Consider the following 16,736-nt stretch of genomic DNA (forward strand, 5'->3'; position numbering starts at 1 on the left):
TCAGGTCTGGTGTAAGAGGGATTAGTTTTTATGACGGCGATTTTGAACCAACAATTCTTCAATTTCTTGTTTGGGTTGCGGGCGATAAAAGTGATAGCCTTGAATGGAATGGCAATTGAGGTTTGACAGTAAAGTCGCTTGCTGCGTTGTTTCGACCCCTTCAGCCACCACAACCAAGTTCAATGATTTACCCAAGTTGATGATGTTTTCAATCACTGTGAGCTGTTTGGGCAATGTATCGAGATCGGTAATGAAAGCTCGGTCTATTTTTAACTCATCGAGAGGGAAACGTGCCAAATAGGATAGAGAAGAATACCCCGTACCAAAGTCATCAATAGAAAGAGCAAAGCCAAGTTTTTTGATGGCATTGAGCATCTGAAGGGTGTGATCACTGTCGCTCATCACGGCACTTTCAGTTAACTCAAAAGTGATGCAGCTAGGGTCGAGCTCCGTCGTGCTAAGCAGCTTTTCCATGTAGTCGATAAGTTTTGGGTTACCAAATTGCTCAGGAGAAAGGTTAATCGCAACCCGACCCGGCAAAATACCCTGCATCTTCCAACGTTTTACGGTTGAAAAGACTTCACGCATGACTACTCGTCCAAGGTGTTCTATCAAACCGGCTTTTTCTGCCACAGGGATAAATGCCCCAGGGCTAATATACCCTTCCACAGGGTGCTTCCAGCGAACCAGCGCTTCTGCACCGTTGATACTGAAATCACGCGCATTCACTTTTGGCTGATACCACACTTCCAAACCGTTTTGCTGCAGTGCTTTTTGTAGCTCGATTTCAAGCCACAATCGCATGCGCGCTTCTTTATTCATCTGATCGTTGAACTTAATCAGGCGGTTGCGCCCACGATCTTTGGCTTCATACATAGCGGTGTCAGCGTTTTGTAGCAAAATACGCGCATCATGCCCGTCACCTGGGTAGCTTACGCTGCCGATGGAGCAAGCCAAACGCTTACTAAAGTGGTGCAAATCAAATGGCTGATTAATCAAGGAGATAATACGTTCAGAAAGCTGGTCAGCGGCGCGGTTATGCTCGGGTTCTGGAAGTATGATACCGAACTCATCACCGCCAAGGTGCCCGAGCACTGCTTGCACTGGCAACAATCTTTGCAAACGAGAAGAGACCTCTTTGATGACTTTATCGCCGATATGATGCCCTAGAGAATCGTTAATATTCTTAAAGTTATCGATATCCAGGTAGAGCATAATCAATGGTGTTTCATTGTGAATGAACTGCTCTAGACGCCGAGTAAAGCCAAAGCGGTTATACAGTTTGGTGAGCGAGTCTATATGAGTTTCACTCTGACCGATGCTGGCATCGTTTGCCGCTTCGTCTAGCCCTTGAATCAACACGATGTGTGATTGTTCACCAAGCAAACTGGTCAAATTTGCTTGCAATGAAACTCGTCTTTCTAATCCACAACGTTCGCCTGTTAAGCAAGTTAACTGGGTTTCAGTCAGCGTATTAAGCAGTTGGTTACTACTTAATGAGAGTTTGGATTGCTCATCAATGAACAGCTGGCTGAGCTCCTCTCCTAACAATTCGGTCGAGGCATTGAAGCCGAGTAACCGTGCTGCTGACGCATTTGCAGAAATGATGCAGCCATCTTCCACAAGAAGAAGCCCATTAGGCAGTAATTCTGTCAGTTTGGAAAATTTATTTTCGGACTCTTCAAGAGAGCGAACAAGAATTTGTTTCTCGGAAGTATCAATGGCATGAAAAGCAATATATTCGACCGTTTGCTCACCAATAACGGGAGATAAACTGAAATGTAGGCTGGTTTCGAGGTTGTGATCATTTAAAGTGATTTCTGCTTCTACAGATTCCCCTTCAAACGCTCGTTCATAATAGGGTTTCAAATTTCGATAAAACGCTTCACCTAAGACTTGTGTGTCGCGCATACCAACCAATTCTTCACTGCTAAGACCTGCGATTTCGCAATAACGAGCATTGACCATGCGGTAATTGTGCTGCTTATCTAAAATAGCAAAGAAAAACGGACTGTGATCAGTGAGTTTTGAAAACCAGTGTTGTAATTGTTCTGTTGGCATCAATCTGTTACCGAGTCTCCGGGGAGGTAATGCAAACACCTACAGGTGTGGGTCGATAAGTTTACTATAACCTTGATATACGAGATGTAAAAGCGATCCAAGGCCTAGCTGAGTTTTTTTTGATACATAACATAAATTCGAGACAAAGATTACTCTAGTATTGAAACCATTCATGCTTACTCAAGAGATATTACCGTGTTTGGACTCCTACGCACTAAGCTAGTGCATAACGCCGCATCCATTTTGAGATCTCCAGCCCAAATTTTACCTCATTATCTTCAAAACAAAGCTATACTTGAAGGTTTGCAATACATCTTTAAAGAAGCGTTGGAAGATGGAGATTTCGAATTTCTAGAGGGAAAGTGGTTGAAAGTAGAGGTTTCAGATGTCCAACTAGAGTGGTATATCAGCTATCGAAATGAATCTCTTATCGTGAAGAGCCATGCAGAGCAGCATGATGTTAGCTTCAGTGGAACATTGAATGATCTCGTTCTCATTGCTGGACGAAAAGAAGATCCTGATACGCTTTTTTTCCAACGTCGTCTTAAAATAGAAGGAGACACGGAACTTGGGCTAGAAGTGAAAAACTTAATGGACAGTGTGGATCTGAATGCATTACCGAAAGCACTTAACATTTTGTTAAATCAATTAGCCGACTTTGTTCAAAAAGGACTACAATCTGCGCCTGAACACAAAGAGGTAATGAATGCTTATACGAACTGAAGCACCAGCAGATATTCTGCCTATAGAACAGTTGATCAAAAATGCTTTCCCAACTGGCGCAGAAGCCGAGTTAGTGAATCGACTGCGTGAAAATGGACAAAGAACCTTATCGTTGGTTGCCTGTAATGATGAAGGTGAAGTGGTGGGGTATGTGCTATTCAGCCCTGTTACGTTAGAGCAACAAGATTTAAATTGGCAGGGTTTAGCGCCACTTGCGGTAAAAGAAGACTACCGTGGAAAGGGAATTGCTTCAGATTTGGTGAAAGAGGGGTTAGCCTCGTTAGCTGAATTGGGCTACCCAGCCTGCGTTGTATTAGGCGACCCTGCTTACTATGGTCGATTTGGGTTTGAAAGCGCTGCTGATTATCAACTGGATACACAGTGGGAGGTGCCTGAAGGGGCATTTCAAATTCAAGCGTTAAAAGAAGGCGAATTCGACGGTAAATCAGGAAAGGTGTTCTTTAGCCCTGAATTTTCAGAATGATAGCAGATGGAAGCGTGTACTATCTTGTTGAAGAATTGAAGAATTGAAGAATTGAAGAATTGAAGAAAGGGGCTCCAAGCCCTTTTTTTATGGCCTTAGAGGTGTGTTTTTTCGCTAAAAAAACGAGATTTTCGGCTTGCCGTTGATTAACATTTTGGCTTGCTTTTTTATGTCAATCATCTCGATTTTTTTTCAAATTTTATTTTGATAAGAATCAATTCTTTATTCATTTTAGTCGAAATTATTGTCAAAATTGCCTTTCGAGCTCACTGGTTTGTCTATACTCATTTAGCGGTTGTGAATGGTTTGACTAGGAAAGGGAGAGGATAATATGCTGGCTAGACATTTAGATTGTGCGCTGAACGATGTGTCACACTCCAAGGCACATATCGAGGTAAACCCAACTGGTGTGGTCGCTGTTGAAATCCATGAGAGTCATCAAAGGTTAAGAACGGAATTTGATTCTCTGAGATTCGAACGAAAGGGTAATGTTACAGAGCTTGTCGGAGAAACACCGAATGCTCGTAAAGGTAAAACCTGGAGATTACCACTTTGTCATCGTGATGCACGAGTTTTACAAGAATGTATTGAGGACGCATCGGAAGAACTTGAGATTTTGATGCGCGATCTCTAACAAGCAAGGTCAATGAATCATTTTTCTAGAGCACTTCGGTGCTCTTTTTTTGTATATACCCCAATTCAATGAGTGATTTCAGTGTGAATTAGATATGGGGCTCTTCTCGTTGAAGCTTTCCTTTGCTATCGAGCGAGTTCCCATGGGGAAAGTCGTTGCTCATTTAATGCCGTTTTACCTCGTCGCATTAGGCGTACTTGCACTGGTTAGCTTTGTACCTGAATTGACCTCGTGGGTACTGTAAATGAGGTGCACCTTTCCTTCGTGACTGGTGCACTTTTTTGTTACTATCGACCACCTTAATGAATAACTAATTGTGTCGATGTCATGAGTAACGCGTCTTTTCTTCAAGAAATGCAGATCGATCAGTGGCAGGTTCTTCACCCTGAGCGTTTAGAGGGGGTGAATATCACACCTATCTCATTGCCAGAACACTGCCGAATGTTACTGATTTGCCCTAATGTTCCGACATCTGCCGAGCGCACCTTTCTTACAAAAGTGCTTGGTAGCTTCAAAGTGAGTATTGATGATGCCTTTTTACTTGAGCCTCAGCAGTTGTCACAAGTTGATATTGCCAATGTCGAGTGGGTCTGGTTTTGTCAATGTGAGCCTATCGAACTAGAGAGTGTGAAAACGTTGCATTCGGAATCACTCTCATTGGTTGAATCGAATAAAGAGCACAAGCAAGCACTTTGGAAGCAAATAAAGTCCTATGAATAATGCAATTACGCCGCTGTCTGTTCAGCACTTAGATAGTGTGTGGGCCATTGAACAGCAAGCGCACAGCCACCCATGGAAAGAGTCGATGATACGAGATCTTAACTCTCGCGGAGCATGCCATTATGGGCTTCATATCGATGGTGAGTTGGTGGGGTATTTTTACGCGCAGAACATTGTAGGAGAAGTGACGTTACTGAACATTGCGGTGTCTCCTTCTCATCAAGGAAAAGGCTATGGAAAGCAGCTGCTTCAAGGGTTTATTGAAATCTGCACAGCCGCCAATGCCGAGAGTGCTTGGTTGGAAGTGAGAGAAAGTAATCAGAATGCATTTGGGCTGTATGAATCGGAAGGGTTTAATGAAGTCGACCGACGCATAGATTACTATCCGACGGCATCAGGGAAAGAAGACGCGATTATCATGAGTTATCTGTTTATGTAACGTAATGGTTTTTCTGTGTGAATAGAAACCCTCTTTCATCGTTCTTCTCGCGCCTTGATTTCCGATGAACTTGATTTCTGGTGACATACACCAAAAACAGCACATAACCGTCATTTATATTGACTCAATTGTTTGATGATTTGGTTAGCATATTGTGGGTTTTTTAGCCGCTCGGTCATGGTGGCGGCGTTCAAAGGTTTATCGAATAGATATCCCTGAAATTGTTTACAACCTAAGTCTGTTAACGCTTTTAGTTCTTCCGGCTCTTCGACTCCTTCAGCAATCACCTCTAGACCAAGGCGCTCTGACATCAAAATGATCGAATCAACGATGGCGGTATCGCTTTTATTGAGGTGAAGATCGGTCACAAATGAACGATCGATTTTTAATACATCCAGCGATAATCTTTTTAAATACTTAAGAGAGGAATACCCCGTACCAAAGTCATCAATGGCAATCTTGAAACCTTTCCTTTTTAACTCGGCCATTTTTATCACGCAGGAGTCGATGTTTTTAAGCAACATATTTTCGGTGAGCTCCAGCTCAATATCCTGTGGTGCTATGCCGGAGCGTTCCACAGCATTCGTCACGTGTTCAACAAAATCTGCCTGAGAAAATTGCAGTGGACTGATGTTGATTGCGAGGCGTTTAAAAGAATGCGGAGCACTTTCGCTCTCTTTCCAGAGTGCCATTTGTAAACAGGCTTGTTCAAGAATCCAAGATCCCATGGGGATGATCTGTCCGGTCTCTTCGGCAATAGACATGAATGTGTCTGGCGGCACAGTTCCTAGAGTAGGGTGGTTCCAACGGATGAGTGCTTCCGCTCCCACTAACTCGCCTTTTTTGTTAACTTGAGGTTGATAGTAGAGCTCGAATTGATTTTTGTTGAGGGCTTCATAAAGCCCTTTTTCGATAGACAAAAAAGAGTCCACTAACTTACGCATCTCAGGCTCGTAAATTTTATAGGTGTTGCTGCCGGCAGACTTTGCACGATATAGGGCGGTATCGGCTTGTCTAAGAAGCTCTAAAGCATTCGTATCTGGGCTTGGGAAGGTGGCAATGCCAACACTGATACTGCAATACAGATGGTGCGATTCGACAACATAGGGAGAGCGAGATAAAGATAATACGTCTTCTGCGTGTTGTTGAGCCTGATCCACTGATACGTTAGGCATAAGAATCGCAAACTCATCCCCCCCAATTCGAGCGAGCAGATGGATTGGATCGAGTAGCTTTTTCAAACGCTCTGATACGGCTTGAAGAAGTTGATCGCCAATCGCATGACCGAGTGAATCGTTAATGGTTTTGAACCGGTCAAGGTCAAGGTACAAAAGCACACCGGGCTCACTGGTACGATAAGATTTATTGAGCGCTTCATCCAGTCGGTCGAGCAGCTGCTTCCTGTTCGGCAGTTCGGTTAATCCATCAAAATAGGCCAGGTTATGAATTTGAACTTCCGTCTGCTTACGGTTAGAAATGTCTCTCGCTTGCACTAAAAACATCGGCGTATCATTCATTGTGAGCTCAGTAGCGGTCGCTTCTACGGGAAAAGTCGTCCCATCCTTTTTGCGATGAATGGCTTCAAATAAAGAAGCTTGGCTTTCTGAAGGTTGCTTAACTTTAAAGCCGATGTAATCAATTGAATAACTTACGCTTATGGTGGCCGCAGGAAAACCCACCAGTTCGTCTTTGTCGTATCCCAGTAAGTTGCAGGTATTACTGTTGACGTGAGTAATTTTGCCATCTCGATTGATCAGCAAGAGAGCATCACTTGAGCTATCCATGATGGTACTCGCAAAATGCTCGCTTTTTTTAAGCGCTTCAATATTCTGGCTTAATTGGGCGGTTGCTTGTTCACGTTCATTCCACATGGTTTGAAAAGACTGAGCAAGCTGACCGAGTTCATCGTTTCTGAGTTGACCAGGAAGCTTTTTCTGAGGTTCTTGAAATTGCAAAGAACGAACCCAGTAAGTGAGGTCAATAAGCGGTTTAGACAATTTTCGGTAAAAGAAACAAAGCAGAATACTCGCAAGCAACACATTTCGGATCATATCGAATATGAGCAGTGATTTGGCTCTTTCTAAAAAGCCATCAGCGGATGCAATGCCATTTACAGTGAAACTGAGCGTCCCTACGATTTGAGTCGTTCCTGGCTGGTGGAGTGAAATCGTGTAAATTTGCTCATTGGTGAAAAGCCACTGACCAAGGGACTGATTCAATCGGCTCTCATAATGAAAAGTGCGATGTTCTTCCGACAATATGTCATTAAAGTCGTCAGTCAGCACCACATGTCGCACTGCTTTATCAGCCATAATGCTGTCTGTCACCTGTTGCGCTAATAAGGGGTTGACGTGATAGGCTGCTTGGCTGGCATTGGTGTAATTTTGTTCTAGCTTAAGATGATATTTCTCGGATATTTTTATGCGCTCTCGGTGAAGATCCAGAACAATCTGATAAAAGCTAAAAAGCAGCCCCAGTGCAACAGCAACCAGAAATACAGTTGTGGTCTGATGAGTAGCAAGAGATTTTCGGGGCTGACGATACAAATTTTCTTCCTTAAACGTTAATGTAGCTCGATGAAAAGGCGCTGAATCATGATTTAATCTTTGGTTGCTTTGTATGTTGCAAGATCTTGATTAAACCTTGCTATGATTTCTCTTGCGTTGGGCGTTTGTTTGCCTAAGCACATATGCAGCGTGATGGGTGGACGCTCTTCAAACAATATGACTTTCAGCTTATCTTGTTTGTGTGACTTTTCAGCAAAATACTTCACACTCTCGGTTCCACTATAAATCGCATCAAAATTTCGCCTTAGTAGCATATCTAAAGCTTGAGGGATAGAGTTTGCTTGAGCGTGAGGGATATTATTTCTTACCAACTCGGTTTGAGTGTTCCACTTGTGGATAGCAATGAGTTTTATGCCATTTAAATCGCTGATGTGCTTTAGTGGTGCGCCTATATAGCTGTTTCGAACAATGAGACCGTTATTGATGGTATCAATGGGATCGGAGAAAAGCATATACTGAGATCTGCTCTTGTTTTTTGTACAGCTCACGAGCCCTGAAATCTTCCCGTGCTTGACACTTTTTAACGCCCGAGACCAAGGTGGGCTGATCAAGTTAATGCGTATTCCTTGCATAGCCATAACGTCAACAACAATTTTAGCGTCGGTTCCTGTTACCTCGTTGTCGTCGTTAATAATGGTGTAAGGAGGGTAATGAATGGCGGCTAAAGAAAGTTCTTTAGAAATAACAGGTAAAGAAAAAAACATCACGAGGAATAATACTCGAATTTTTCCATTCAACATGATGCGCTTCTTCCTGATTGTTATCGAGCCGTCAATTTAGATTCTAGAGACTTTACAACATATGTGAATGATAAATATCACAAATAATCTAAAACTTTTACAAAATTATCTAATTAAAGAATTTTGGTAAACTATTCATAATAGTTAAATTTTTTATCTATAGTAATCTCATTTTTTGAATAGCTCACATTTAAGACGAAAGCATAAGATGTGAGCCACGCTTTGTTTTTGTTTTTTTCACGTTATTACAAATTTCGCTGATTTTAATCTCATGTTTGGCGAAAGTATCGTGCTACTTGGCTTTTTAATATGCCACTTTTTTAACATTCTATTTACTTTTGAGTGTGCGACTTACTTTTGAGTGTGCGACTTAGTTAAAAAAATGGAGGTCATGACGTTTATTGTTCCGGTTATGCTGCCTATCCATTGACGTACTATCGATAACCAACTGGAAAGCTGAGCGCGGATCTCATACAATTGCGCCATTTGTTCACGCCTGACGATAAGACCGATGTAATAACCTGAATCCAAGTACACAGTTTATACCTCGCATATTGTGCCTAAAGCTTGTTTTTAAACAGCAGGTGGGCGTGTCGTGCATATCAGTTTCAATGTCATTGTAATGCAGTGATCAATAAAGAAGATTACAACCATGTCTAATTCTCCCTTTACGCAAGAAGTGTCTAAACGCAGAACCTTCGCCATTATCTCTCACCCAGATGCGGGTAAGACCACCATTACAGAAAAAGTTCTTTTGTTCGGACGTGCGATTCAATCTGCCGGTACGGTAAAAGGCCGAGGTTCTAATCAGCACGCTAAATCCGACTGGATGGAAATGGAAAAAGAACGGGGTATCTCTGTAACGACGTCGGTGATGCAGTTTCCGTACAACGAGTCTTTGGTTAACCTTTTGGATACTCCTGGACACGAAGACTTCTCGGAAGATACCTACCGCACCCTTACTGCCGTCGATTCCTGTTTGATGGTGATTGATGCGGCGAAAGGTGTCGAGGATCGTACCCGTAAACTCATGGAGGTAACGCGTCTACGTGACACACCTATCGTGACGTTCATGAACAAACTTGACCGTGATATCCGTGACCCAATGGAATTATTGGATGAAGTGGAAAGCGAGCTGAATATAGCTTGTGCTCCCATTTCTTGGCCTATCGGCTGTGGTAAAGAGTTCAAAGGGGTTTATCACATTCATCGTGATGAAACGATCTTGTACTCGACAGGTCAAGGTCACACGATTCAAGATGAGCGCGTCGTAAAAGGCTTGAACAACCCAGAGTTAGATGAAGCGATTGGTGAAGAATTTGCCGAACAGTTGCGTGAAGAGCTCGAATTGGTGGTAGGGGCTTCCCATGAATTTGACCGTGAATTGTTCTTACGTGGTGAGCTTACCCCCGTGTTCTTTGGTACCGCTTTAGGTAACTTCGGTGTTGATCACATGCTAGATGGTTTGACCGAGTGGGCACCAGAGCCTCTATCTCGCCAAGCGAATGAGCGAGAAGTAGAAGCCAAAGAAGAAAAATTTTCGGGCTTTGTCTTTAAAATTCAAGCAAACATGGATCCGAAACACCGTGACCGCATAGCGTTTATGCGAATTGTCTCGGGAACCTACACGCAAGGCATGAAGATGAACCATGTTCGTCTTGGTAAGCAAGTGAGTATTTCGGATGCCGTTACCTTTATGGCGGGTGACCGATCTCGCGCAGAAAACGCGTACGCTGGCGACATCATCGGTTTACATAACCATGGTACGATTCAAATTGGTGATACCTTTACGCAAGGTGAAAACCTGAAGTTCTCTGGTATTCCGAACTTTGCACCAGAGTTGTTCCGCCGTATTCGACTGAAAGATCCATTGAAACAAAAGCAGCTTCTGAAAGGGTTGGTTCAGCTCTCAGAAGAGGGGGCTGTTCAGGTATTCCGCCCATTGCAAAACAATGATTTGATTGTGGGTGCGGTTGGTGTTCTTCAGTTTGATGTTGTAGTGGCTCGGTTGAAGTCTGAATACAATGTTGAAGCGATTTATGAAGGCGTTAATGTCGCGACGGCTCGTTGGATTGAATGTGAAGACGAGAAAAAGTTGGATGAGTTCCAGCGTAAGAATCAGGCTAACCTTGCGCTCGATGGCGGTGACAACCTCAGTTACATTGCCCCCACCATGGTGAACTTAAACCTGGCACAAGAACGTTTCCCTGATGTGAACTTCCGTGCCACTCGTGAGCACTAATCCGTTCAGAAACGTGGTTCAAGAAAACGGTTCATGAAAACCCAACTAAAACGTCGCCTTTGTGGCGACGTTTTTAGTTGGGTTTATTTTATTTTGGAAGTCTGCATTTATTCTTGAAGTCTGCATATCGTTGATTGTGCTAGTTGGCCCAATATTAGGCTACACGATACCGCGCCTGCATCTAATACCCCAACCGAACGCTCACCAAGGCGACTTGAACGCCCAATTTTAGAGACCAAGTCTTTGGTTGACTCCGCCCCCGCTTTTGCTGCGGCTTCCATCTTGATGAGGCTGTCTTTGAACGAAAAACCTTCATTTACACTGTCTCGCATCGCTTTCACCGCAGGCACTAAGGTATCCATAATGCATTTATCACCCACGTTAGCGTCGCTGATTTCCTGCAATCCGACTAACCCTTCAGATAACATCTCAACAAAATCCGCTTTGCTAATGTGTTCTTTCCCTTCCGCCTCTAACCCCATGGAGACAAAAACACTGCCATAAATGGGCCCCATTGAGCCACCAATCGAGCCCATTAGAATGTTGGCGAGCACCTGAAAGGACTGACCAAGGTTCACCTCGTTGAGCTTTTCAAGATCGGACTTACACATGGCGAACCCTTTTGCCATATTGATCCCATGATCGCCATCGCCGATAAGCCCATCTATTTCACTGAGATACACTTTGTTTGCAACGATCACATCGCAAATTTCAATCATGATGTCTTTGCCATCGGCAGCCTGTAAATGTGACATGGTGTTCAGCCCTCCTGATGGAAACCAATGGAATGTGCAGGTGTGTCAATCAAAGGCTTTAGCCTATCGTCTACTTTCATTATGGTCAGCGTCGCACCGTGCATTTCCAAAGACGTGAAATAGTCACCGACATATTGGCGATGAATACCAATATCGCGTTGTTCAAGCAGGGTGGCAACTTCATGGTACAAAATGTGAAGTTCATTATTCGGGGTCGCCCCTAACCCTGAAATCAAAACGACCACCTCGTCACCCGAGGAAAAAGGCAGATCATTCACGACAGCGTCGGTCATGATTTTCGCCATGTCTGCCGCAGAAACTAAGTCACTTACCTCGATACCGGGTTCACCGTGGTGGCCGATCCCCACTTCCATTTTGCCCAGCGCAATATGAAAGTTGGGTTTTCCAACCGCAGGAATCACACAAGGAGATAACCCAATGCCAATACTGCGCGTATTGTCGATGGCGTGCTGAGCCAGTTCAATCACGGAATCCAAATCGTCACCTCTAGCTGCTGCTGCACTGCCGACTTTCCACATGAGGATTTCCCCAGCAACGCCGCGACGTTTTTCTAGATCACTGGGCGGGGCAGAGGGAACATCGTCATTGGCGACGACGGTTTTGATGGTGATGCCTTGTTTGTCGGCCATTTTGCATGCCATTTTGACATTCATGTTATCGCCAGCATAGTTACCATATAGGCACGCCACCCCTCGACCAGAATCAGCGGCTTTAGCGGCATCTAAAAAGCTGATAGCCGTAGGAGAAGAAAAGATTTCGCCAATGGCTACCGCATCCAATAAATTGTGCCCAACGTACCCTAAAAAGGCAGGTTCATGACCGGAACCACCGCCAGTAATCACACCTACTTTTCCTGTTGGTAACTGGCTGCTTTTAACGACTCTAGGGTTGTCGGTTGCGGTTATATACTGTGGATAGGCAGACAAGTATCCCTTTAGAGAGTCTTCGACGACTTGGTCGGGATCATTGATGATTCTTTGCATCATAGTAGGTTCCATCCTTCTCTTTTTTTAAGTAGTAAGGTCAACAGACCGGAGTTAGCTATTAGTCTTTCTTACTGGAGGCATTTTCATAAAATTGAATTCGTTCAACTTTTGACCCGGATCGCTCAGCTTCAAATTCGGACTCTAAGAAAGCTTTGACGATTTCTTTTGCCAATTCCGTCCCGACGACCCTAGCTCCTAGAGTAAGGATTTGAGCATTGTTGCTTTTCCTAGCACGTTGAGCTGAATACGTATCATGAGCTTGAGCTGCCCGAATCCCCGATACCTTGTTGGCTGTAATAGCCATACCAATTCCTGTACCGCAAAGCAATATGCCACGTTGGTGTTTGCCCGATTGAATGGATGTTGCCAGCGCAAAGGCAACGTCTGGATAACTCGTGTCGTCAACGCAAAGGTCACCATAATCTTCAATTTCAAAGCCTTGCTCTGAAAGAAATTCCATAATGGTGTTCTTTAAATCCGTCGCTGCATCATCACTTCCAATGGCGATTGAAAAATCGTCCATTCCGCCTCCTTATGTATGCCCATGTGATTTATACATTGAACATATGAACAGGTTGTTTTCATTTATTTCCTTTAGATTGTTGTAAATTTAATCACCTGTCAAATGCGCTATTTATCAATAATTCAAATAAAAACGGACCCTGTTTTATTTTTATTTGTTATTTAACAATGAGTTAATGTGGTGTGAGTTTGTCATTATTATAATTGAGACAAATATTATTAAAAATATGTGAACTAAAACATGCATCGTTCAAATGTTAATCATATTATTCATATGAACGATGTGAGTTGCGAATGTTCATGTTGGTTTTCGTAAGCAGGCAAGCTTCTCACTTCTCACAATCCTATGAAGCAAAGCTGACCTCTCTGAGTGCTGAGCTACTCAAGAAAGGCTTTGAGCGCAAATAAAGGGAATTATCATGAAACATGTGTTTAGGAAAACCTCATTACTGCTAGCAACGGCTGTTCTTACTCTTGGAGCCGGCACCGTTTCAGCCAAACCCATCAGAATTGGTGCAGCTGTGTATGGCTTACAAGCTGAATTTATGCAGTTGTGGAGTAATGCAGCCAAGCAGCATCCCGCCGTTAAATCAGGAGAAGTGGAAGTGACGGTGTTCGATGGCCGATATGACGCTTTAGTGCAGGAAAACCAATTCGATACCATGGTTACTCGACAATTTGACGCCATTGTTTTTGTTCCCATTGACGCCGAAGCTTGTGCCAGTGCCGTAGCAAAAGCCGCCGCTGCCAATATTCCAGTCATTGGGTCGAACACTCGATGTAATTCGGATCAGCTTGCGTCATTTGTTGGATCTGACGACGTTAAAGCTGGGGAAATGGTGGCGAATGCCGTTCTAGAAAAAATGGGTTTCAAAGGTAACGTTGTGGTCATTGAAGGGCCGATTGGGCAATCAGCCCAGATTGATCGAGCCCAAGGCATCAAGAACGTACTGGATAAAAATTCAAACGTGACAGTACTAGAAAAACGAACAGCAAACTGGTCTCGTGCGGAAGCGCTCTCATTGATGGAAAACTGGCTAACGTCTTATCGTGGAAACATTGGCGGCATCATTGCACAAAATGATGAAATGGCATTAGGCGCAATCGAAGCCATTAAAGCGGCTGGGTTAAAAGTGGACGATTTCTCTATCGCGGGTGTTGATGGCATTACCGATGCGTTGAGGGCAGTTAAAGATGGGAGCATGGAATCGGTGTTGCAAGATGCAGAAGCTCAGGCTCAAGGAGCGATTGATGTTGCTATTCGTCAGGTGATTGGCAGCCGTTATCAACCCAAATCCCCCATTTGGACTGCGTATCAGGCGGATATGGCATGGGCTGACGGGATGAAAAAGCATTACAACGTGCCATGGACCCCAGTCACACGGGATAACGTGGAGAAATTGCTAAGTAAGCGTGGTAATTAATCGGATTGAATATTTCGCCCAAGGCTAATGGCTTTGGGCGTTGTGGCTTTTATTTCTCTAAAGCTATGTATTTCACTAACGCTATGTATTTGTCTAACGCTATGTATTTATCAAAGGAGATGAGCATGCAGCAATTACCGGATCACTCTTTTTCTCTAGCCGGAAAAACGGCGATGGTTACTGGCGGTGCCGCTGGGATCGGCCATGCGATTTGTGATGCATTTTTGATGAAAGGTGCCCGTGTCGTGCTGATTGATATTCATCCTGATGTCGATAAGGTTGCCAAACAGCTGAGTGCCGATAGAGCTTTAGGTTTACAAGTTGATGTTACCTGTCGACAAAGCGTACAAAGCGCGACAGATGACGTGAAAAAGCGCTTCGGTCACATCGATATTTTGGTGAATTGCGCGGGCATAGTGGCACTGGATGACGCACTCGAACTGTCCGACAAAGACTGGGACAACACCATGAATGTGAATCTGAAAAGTGTGTACCTCATGAGCCAGATCGTTGGGAGAGAAATGGTGGCGAATGGGGTGGGGCGAATTGTCAATATTGCCTCTCAGGCAGGCATGGTCGCGATAGATAAACACTTGGCATATTGCGCCAGTAAAGCAGGGGTGATTTCGCTTACGCAGGTCTTGGCATTGGAATGGTCCCCTATGGGGGTCACGGTTAACGCTATTTCTCCAACGGTAGTATTGACCGAGCTTGGGAAAAAAGCGTGGTCAGGTGACGTTGCTAAAGAGATGAAAATGAAAATACCGACCCGTCGCTTTGCCGAGCCGCACGAAATTGCTTCGGCCGCCATTTACCTTGCGAGTGATGAAGCGGCCATGATCAGTGGGGCTAACCTAGTGATTGATGGTGGCTACACTATCCAGTGATGGAGAATAGAATGACGGAATATGTTCTGCAAGCCACTGGAATTAAGAAAACCTTTTCTGGTGTCGTGGCCCTCAAGCGAGGAGATCTGAACCTTCGTAAAGGCACCATTCATGCGTTATGCGGTGGTAATGGGGCCGGAAAATCCACTTTTCTGAACGTATTAATGGGGATTTACGCAAGGGATGAAGGGGAGATATTACTCAATAGCTTGCCGGTCAAATTCTCTAGCCCTTCTCAAGCATTAAAAGCAGGGATCTCTTTTATTAGCCAAGAGCTAGAACCTGTGCCAGATATGACGGTGGCCGAAAATATTTACCTAGGTCGTGAGCCTAAAAAGTTCGGTGGCTTTGTGGTCGACAAAGCGCTCATGGAAGGGAATACAAGCCAGCTGCTTCATGAATTGAAGTTTGATATATCCGCGAATGCATTCATGCGTGAACTGAGTTTATCGCAAATTCAGCTGGTGGAAATTGCAAAAGCCATATCCTACAACGCTCGAATTATCATTATGGATGAGCCAACGTCTGCGATAGGCGAGCAAGAAGTCAACGATTTGTTTGACACTATGCGCCAGCTTAAAGCGTCTGGCACCTCGATTATTTACGTGTCACATCGTATGAACGAGTTGTTTCGTATTGCCGACGATTATTCCATTTTCAGAGACGGTCAATTCATCCAATCCGGCGCAATGAAAGACATCAACCACCATGAATTGATCAATTTAATTTTAGGATCTGAATTGGAAGAGGAGTACGCCAAATTCAATCAACTGACGGATCGCCCTTTACTGAGAGTACATCAGCTAGCGCTTGCAGAGGCTTTTTCTCCCATCGATTTGACGCTGCACCAAGGGGAGATTTTGGGGGTGTTTGGTTTGATGGGAGCAGGAAGAAGTGAATTTTTGGAAACCTTGTTTGGTCTTCGAGAGCCCAGCCAAGGAGAGATCGAATTGGGTGATGAACGTTATCAACCTCGCTCCCCCAAACAAGCCATGGAAAAAGGGTTTGCTTTGGTGACAGAGGATAGAAAAGGCAGTGGGCTTTTTTTGGAAAGCAGCGTGGTGAAAAACATCTCTTACGCATCATTAAATCAATTGTCCCGCAGAGGGGTCGTTACATTAAAACAAGAGCAAACAGTATCGGATGAGATGTTCGAACGCTTTTCAATAAAAGCAACGAAAGACATGGACGTCAAAAGTTTGAGTGGCGGTAATCAGCAGAAAGTGGTGTTGGCAAAATGGATGGCAACTCAGCCCAAAGTCTTGTTACTGGATGAACCGACTAGGGGGGTGGACGTAGGCGCCAAGCGAGAGATCTACCAGTTTATGTCTCAATTTGCGCGTGAGGGCAAAGCCATCATTTTGGTGTCATCTGAAATTCCAGAAATATTGGGCATGAGTGATAGGGTCATTGTGTTTCGCAAAGGAAAAATAACAGGAGAACTCACACGCGAAGCATTGAGCCAAGAAGCACTATCGAAATTGGCCTCTTAACCCCAAAAAACGAATAAGACGTAGTCGAAGGATTGAAT

Annotated in this window: 16 protein-coding genes; 9 read left to right on the top strand and 7 right to left on the bottom strand. The window is 44.1% G+C overall.

Going from position 1 to position 16,736, the window contains the following annotated elements; all coding sequences use genetic code 11:
- Positions 1-21: 21 nt before the first annotated feature.
- Positions 22-2,061: a sensor domain-containing protein gene (locus HC752_RS01535; RefSeq protein WP_190333318.1), complete on the bottom strand. Its 2,040-nt coding sequence runs from the start codon at positions 2,059-2,061 to the stop codon at positions 22-24.
- A gap of 195 nt (positions 2,062-2,256) precedes the next feature.
- Here HC752_RS01535 and ubiT point away from each other — a divergent pair, with 195 nt between their 5' ends.
- The 5 genes from ubiT (at position 2,257) to rimI (ending at position 5,061) form a co-directional block, all read left to right on the top strand.
- Positions 2,257-2,784 (top strand): ubiquinone anaerobic biosynthesis accessory factor UbiT, encoded by a 528-nt coding sequence (ubiT, locus tag HC752_RS01540; protein WP_190333319.1) that lies wholly within the window; start codon positions 2,257-2,259, stop codon positions 2,782-2,784.
- Positions 2,768-3,268, top strand: coding sequence for a GNAT family N-acetyltransferase (locus HC752_RS01545; protein WP_190333320.1), 501 nt, complete (start codon positions 2,768-2,770; stop codon positions 3,266-3,268). The genes ubiT and HC752_RS01545 overlap by 17 nt, the downstream gene beginning before the upstream one ends.
- Before the next feature lie 331 nt (positions 3,269-3,599).
- On the top strand, positions 3,600-3,902 hold the full coding sequence (locus HC752_RS01550) for a hypothetical protein (protein WP_190333321.1): 303 nt from the start codon (positions 3,600-3,602) through the stop codon (positions 3,900-3,902).
- Between the two features lie 327 nt (positions 3,903-4,229).
- Positions 4,230-4,622, top strand: coding sequence for a DNA polymerase III subunit psi (locus HC752_RS01555; RefSeq protein ID WP_190333322.1), 393 nt, complete (start codon positions 4,230-4,232; stop codon positions 4,620-4,622).
- On the top strand, positions 4,615-5,061 hold the full coding sequence (gene rimI / locus HC752_RS01560; protein WP_190333323.1) for a ribosomal protein S18-alanine N-acetyltransferase: 447 nt from the start codon (positions 4,615-4,617) through the stop codon (positions 5,059-5,061). Before HC752_RS01555 ends, rimI begins: the two co-directional genes overlap by 8 nt.
- Positions 5,062-5,171: 110 nt before the next feature.
- On the opposite strand, the gene HC752_RS01565 is transcribed toward rimI, so the two are convergent.
- The 3 genes from HC752_RS01565 to HC752_RS01575 all read right to left on the bottom strand — a co-directional run bounded on the left by HC752_RS01565 (position 5,172) and on the right by HC752_RS01575 (position 8,905).
- The gene (locus HC752_RS01565) at positions 5,172-7,607 is read right to left on the bottom strand and encodes an EAL domain-containing protein (protein WP_190333324.1); all 2,436 of its coding nucleotides are present in this window, start codon (positions 7,605-7,607) and stop codon (positions 5,172-5,174) included.
- Positions 7,608-7,660: 53 nt separating this feature from the next.
- The gene (locus HC752_RS01570) at positions 7,661-8,368 is read right to left on the bottom strand and encodes a substrate-binding periplasmic protein (protein WP_190333325.1); all 708 of its coding nucleotides are present in this window, start codon (positions 8,366-8,368) and stop codon (positions 7,661-7,663) included.
- A gap of 351 nt (positions 8,369-8,719) precedes the next feature.
- The gene (locus tag HC752_RS01575) at positions 8,720-8,905 is read right to left on the bottom strand and encodes a hypothetical protein (protein ID WP_190333326.1); all 186 of its coding nucleotides are present in this window, start codon (positions 8,903-8,905) and stop codon (positions 8,720-8,722) included.
- Between the two features lie 115 nt (positions 8,906-9,020).
- On the opposite strand from HC752_RS01575, the gene prfC reads away from it, so the two are divergent.
- Entirely contained in the window at positions 9,021-10,610 is a 1,590-nt protein-coding gene (gene prfC, locus HC752_RS01580; RefSeq protein WP_190333327.1) for a peptide chain release factor 3, read from the top strand.
- A 107-nt stretch (positions 10,611-10,717) separates the two neighbouring features.
- On the opposite strand, the gene dhaL is transcribed toward prfC, so the two are convergent.
- From dhaL to rpiB, 3 genes are read right to left on the bottom strand one after another with little or no spacing between them, the layout of a single operon-like run.
- Positions 10,718-11,365, bottom strand: coding sequence for a dihydroxyacetone kinase subunit DhaL (gene dhaL / locus HC752_RS01585; protein ID WP_190333328.1), 648 nt, complete (start codon positions 11,363-11,365; stop codon positions 10,718-10,720).
- Between the two features lie 5 nt (positions 11,366-11,370).
- Positions 11,371-12,372, bottom strand: a complete 1,002-nt coding sequence (locus tag HC752_RS01590; RefSeq protein WP_238930392.1) for a dihydroxyacetone kinase subunit DhaK — start codon at positions 12,370-12,372, stop codon at positions 11,371-11,373.
- Positions 12,373-12,430: 58 nt separating this feature from the next.
- Positions 12,431-12,895 carry a ribose 5-phosphate isomerase B gene (gene rpiB, locus HC752_RS01595; protein ID WP_190333329.1) on the bottom strand — a complete coding sequence of 155 codons (465 nt, stop codon included), beginning with the start codon at positions 12,893-12,895 and terminating at the stop codon, positions 12,431-12,433.
- 418 nt (positions 12,896-13,313) lie between these two features.
- On the opposite strand from rpiB, the gene HC752_RS01600 reads away from it, so the two are divergent.
- The 3 genes from HC752_RS01600 (at position 13,314) to HC752_RS01610 (ending at position 16,698) form a co-directional block, all read left to right on the top strand.
- A complete protein-coding gene (locus HC752_RS01600) occupies positions 13,314-14,318 on the top strand; it encodes a substrate-binding domain-containing protein (RefSeq protein ID WP_190333330.1) in 1,005 nt (334 codons plus the stop codon).
- Between the two features lie 125 nt (positions 14,319-14,443).
- A complete protein-coding gene (locus HC752_RS01605) occupies positions 14,444-15,205 on the top strand; it encodes an SDR family oxidoreductase (RefSeq protein WP_238930393.1) in 762 nt (253 codons plus the stop codon).
- A gap of 11 nt (positions 15,206-15,216) precedes the next feature.
- Positions 15,217-16,698 carry a sugar ABC transporter ATP-binding protein gene (locus tag HC752_RS01610; protein ID WP_190333332.1) on the top strand — a complete coding sequence of 494 codons (1,482 nt, stop codon included), beginning with the start codon at positions 15,217-15,219 and terminating at the stop codon, positions 16,696-16,698.
- Positions 16,699-16,736: the final 38 nt, after the last annotated feature.

The sequence above is a fragment of the Vibrio sp. S9_S30 genome (assembly GCF_014694455.1).
GTDB lineage: Bacteria > Pseudomonadota > Gammaproteobacteria > Enterobacterales > Vibrionaceae > Vibrio.

Bases quoted from the DNA above. Each gene is read 5' to 3' on its own strand.
- HC752_RS01545 (WP_190333320.1), top strand. From the start codon at position 2,768: ATGCTTATACGAACTGAAGCACCAGCAGATATTCTGCCTATAGAACAG.
- rpiB (WP_190333329.1), bottom strand. From the start codon at position 12,895: ATGGACGATTTTTCAATCGCCATTGGAAGTGATGATGCAGCGACGGAT.
- HC752_RS01570 (WP_190333325.1), bottom strand. From the start codon at position 8,368: ATGTTGAATGGAAAAATTCGAGTATTATTCCTCGTGATGTTTTTTTCT.
- HC752_RS01605 (WP_238930393.1), top strand. From the start codon at position 14,444: ATGCAGCAATTACCGGATCACTCTTTTTCTCTAGCCGGAAAAACGGCG.
- prfC (WP_190333327.1), top strand. From the start codon at position 9,021: ATGTCTAATTCTCCCTTTACGCAAGAAGTGTCTAAACGCAGAACCTTC.
- HC752_RS01535 (WP_190333318.1), bottom strand. From the start codon at position 2,061: ATGCCAACAGAACAATTACAACACTGGTTTTCAAAACTCACTGATCAC.
- HC752_RS01600 (WP_190333330.1), top strand. From the start codon at position 13,314: ATGAAACATGTGTTTAGGAAAACCTCATTACTGCTAGCAACGGCTGTT.
- HC752_RS01610 (WP_190333332.1), top strand. From the start codon at position 15,217: ATGACGGAATATGTTCTGCAAGCCACTGGAATTAAGAAAACCTTTTCT.
- dhaL (WP_190333328.1), bottom strand. From the start codon at position 11,365: ATGTCACATTTACAGGCTGCCGATGGCAAAGACATCATGATTGAAATT.
- rimI (WP_190333323.1), top strand. From the start codon at position 4,615: ATGAATAATGCAATTACGCCGCTGTCTGTTCAGCACTTAGATAGTGTG.
- HC752_RS01555 (WP_190333322.1), top strand. From the start codon at position 4,230: ATGAGTAACGCGTCTTTTCTTCAAGAAATGCAGATCGATCAGTGGCAG.
- HC752_RS01590 (WP_238930392.1), bottom strand. From the start codon at position 12,372: ATGATGCAAAGAATCATCAATGATCCCGACCAAGTCGTCGAAGACTCT.
- HC752_RS01550 (WP_190333321.1), top strand. From the start codon at position 3,600: ATGCTGGCTAGACATTTAGATTGTGCGCTGAACGATGTGTCACACTCC.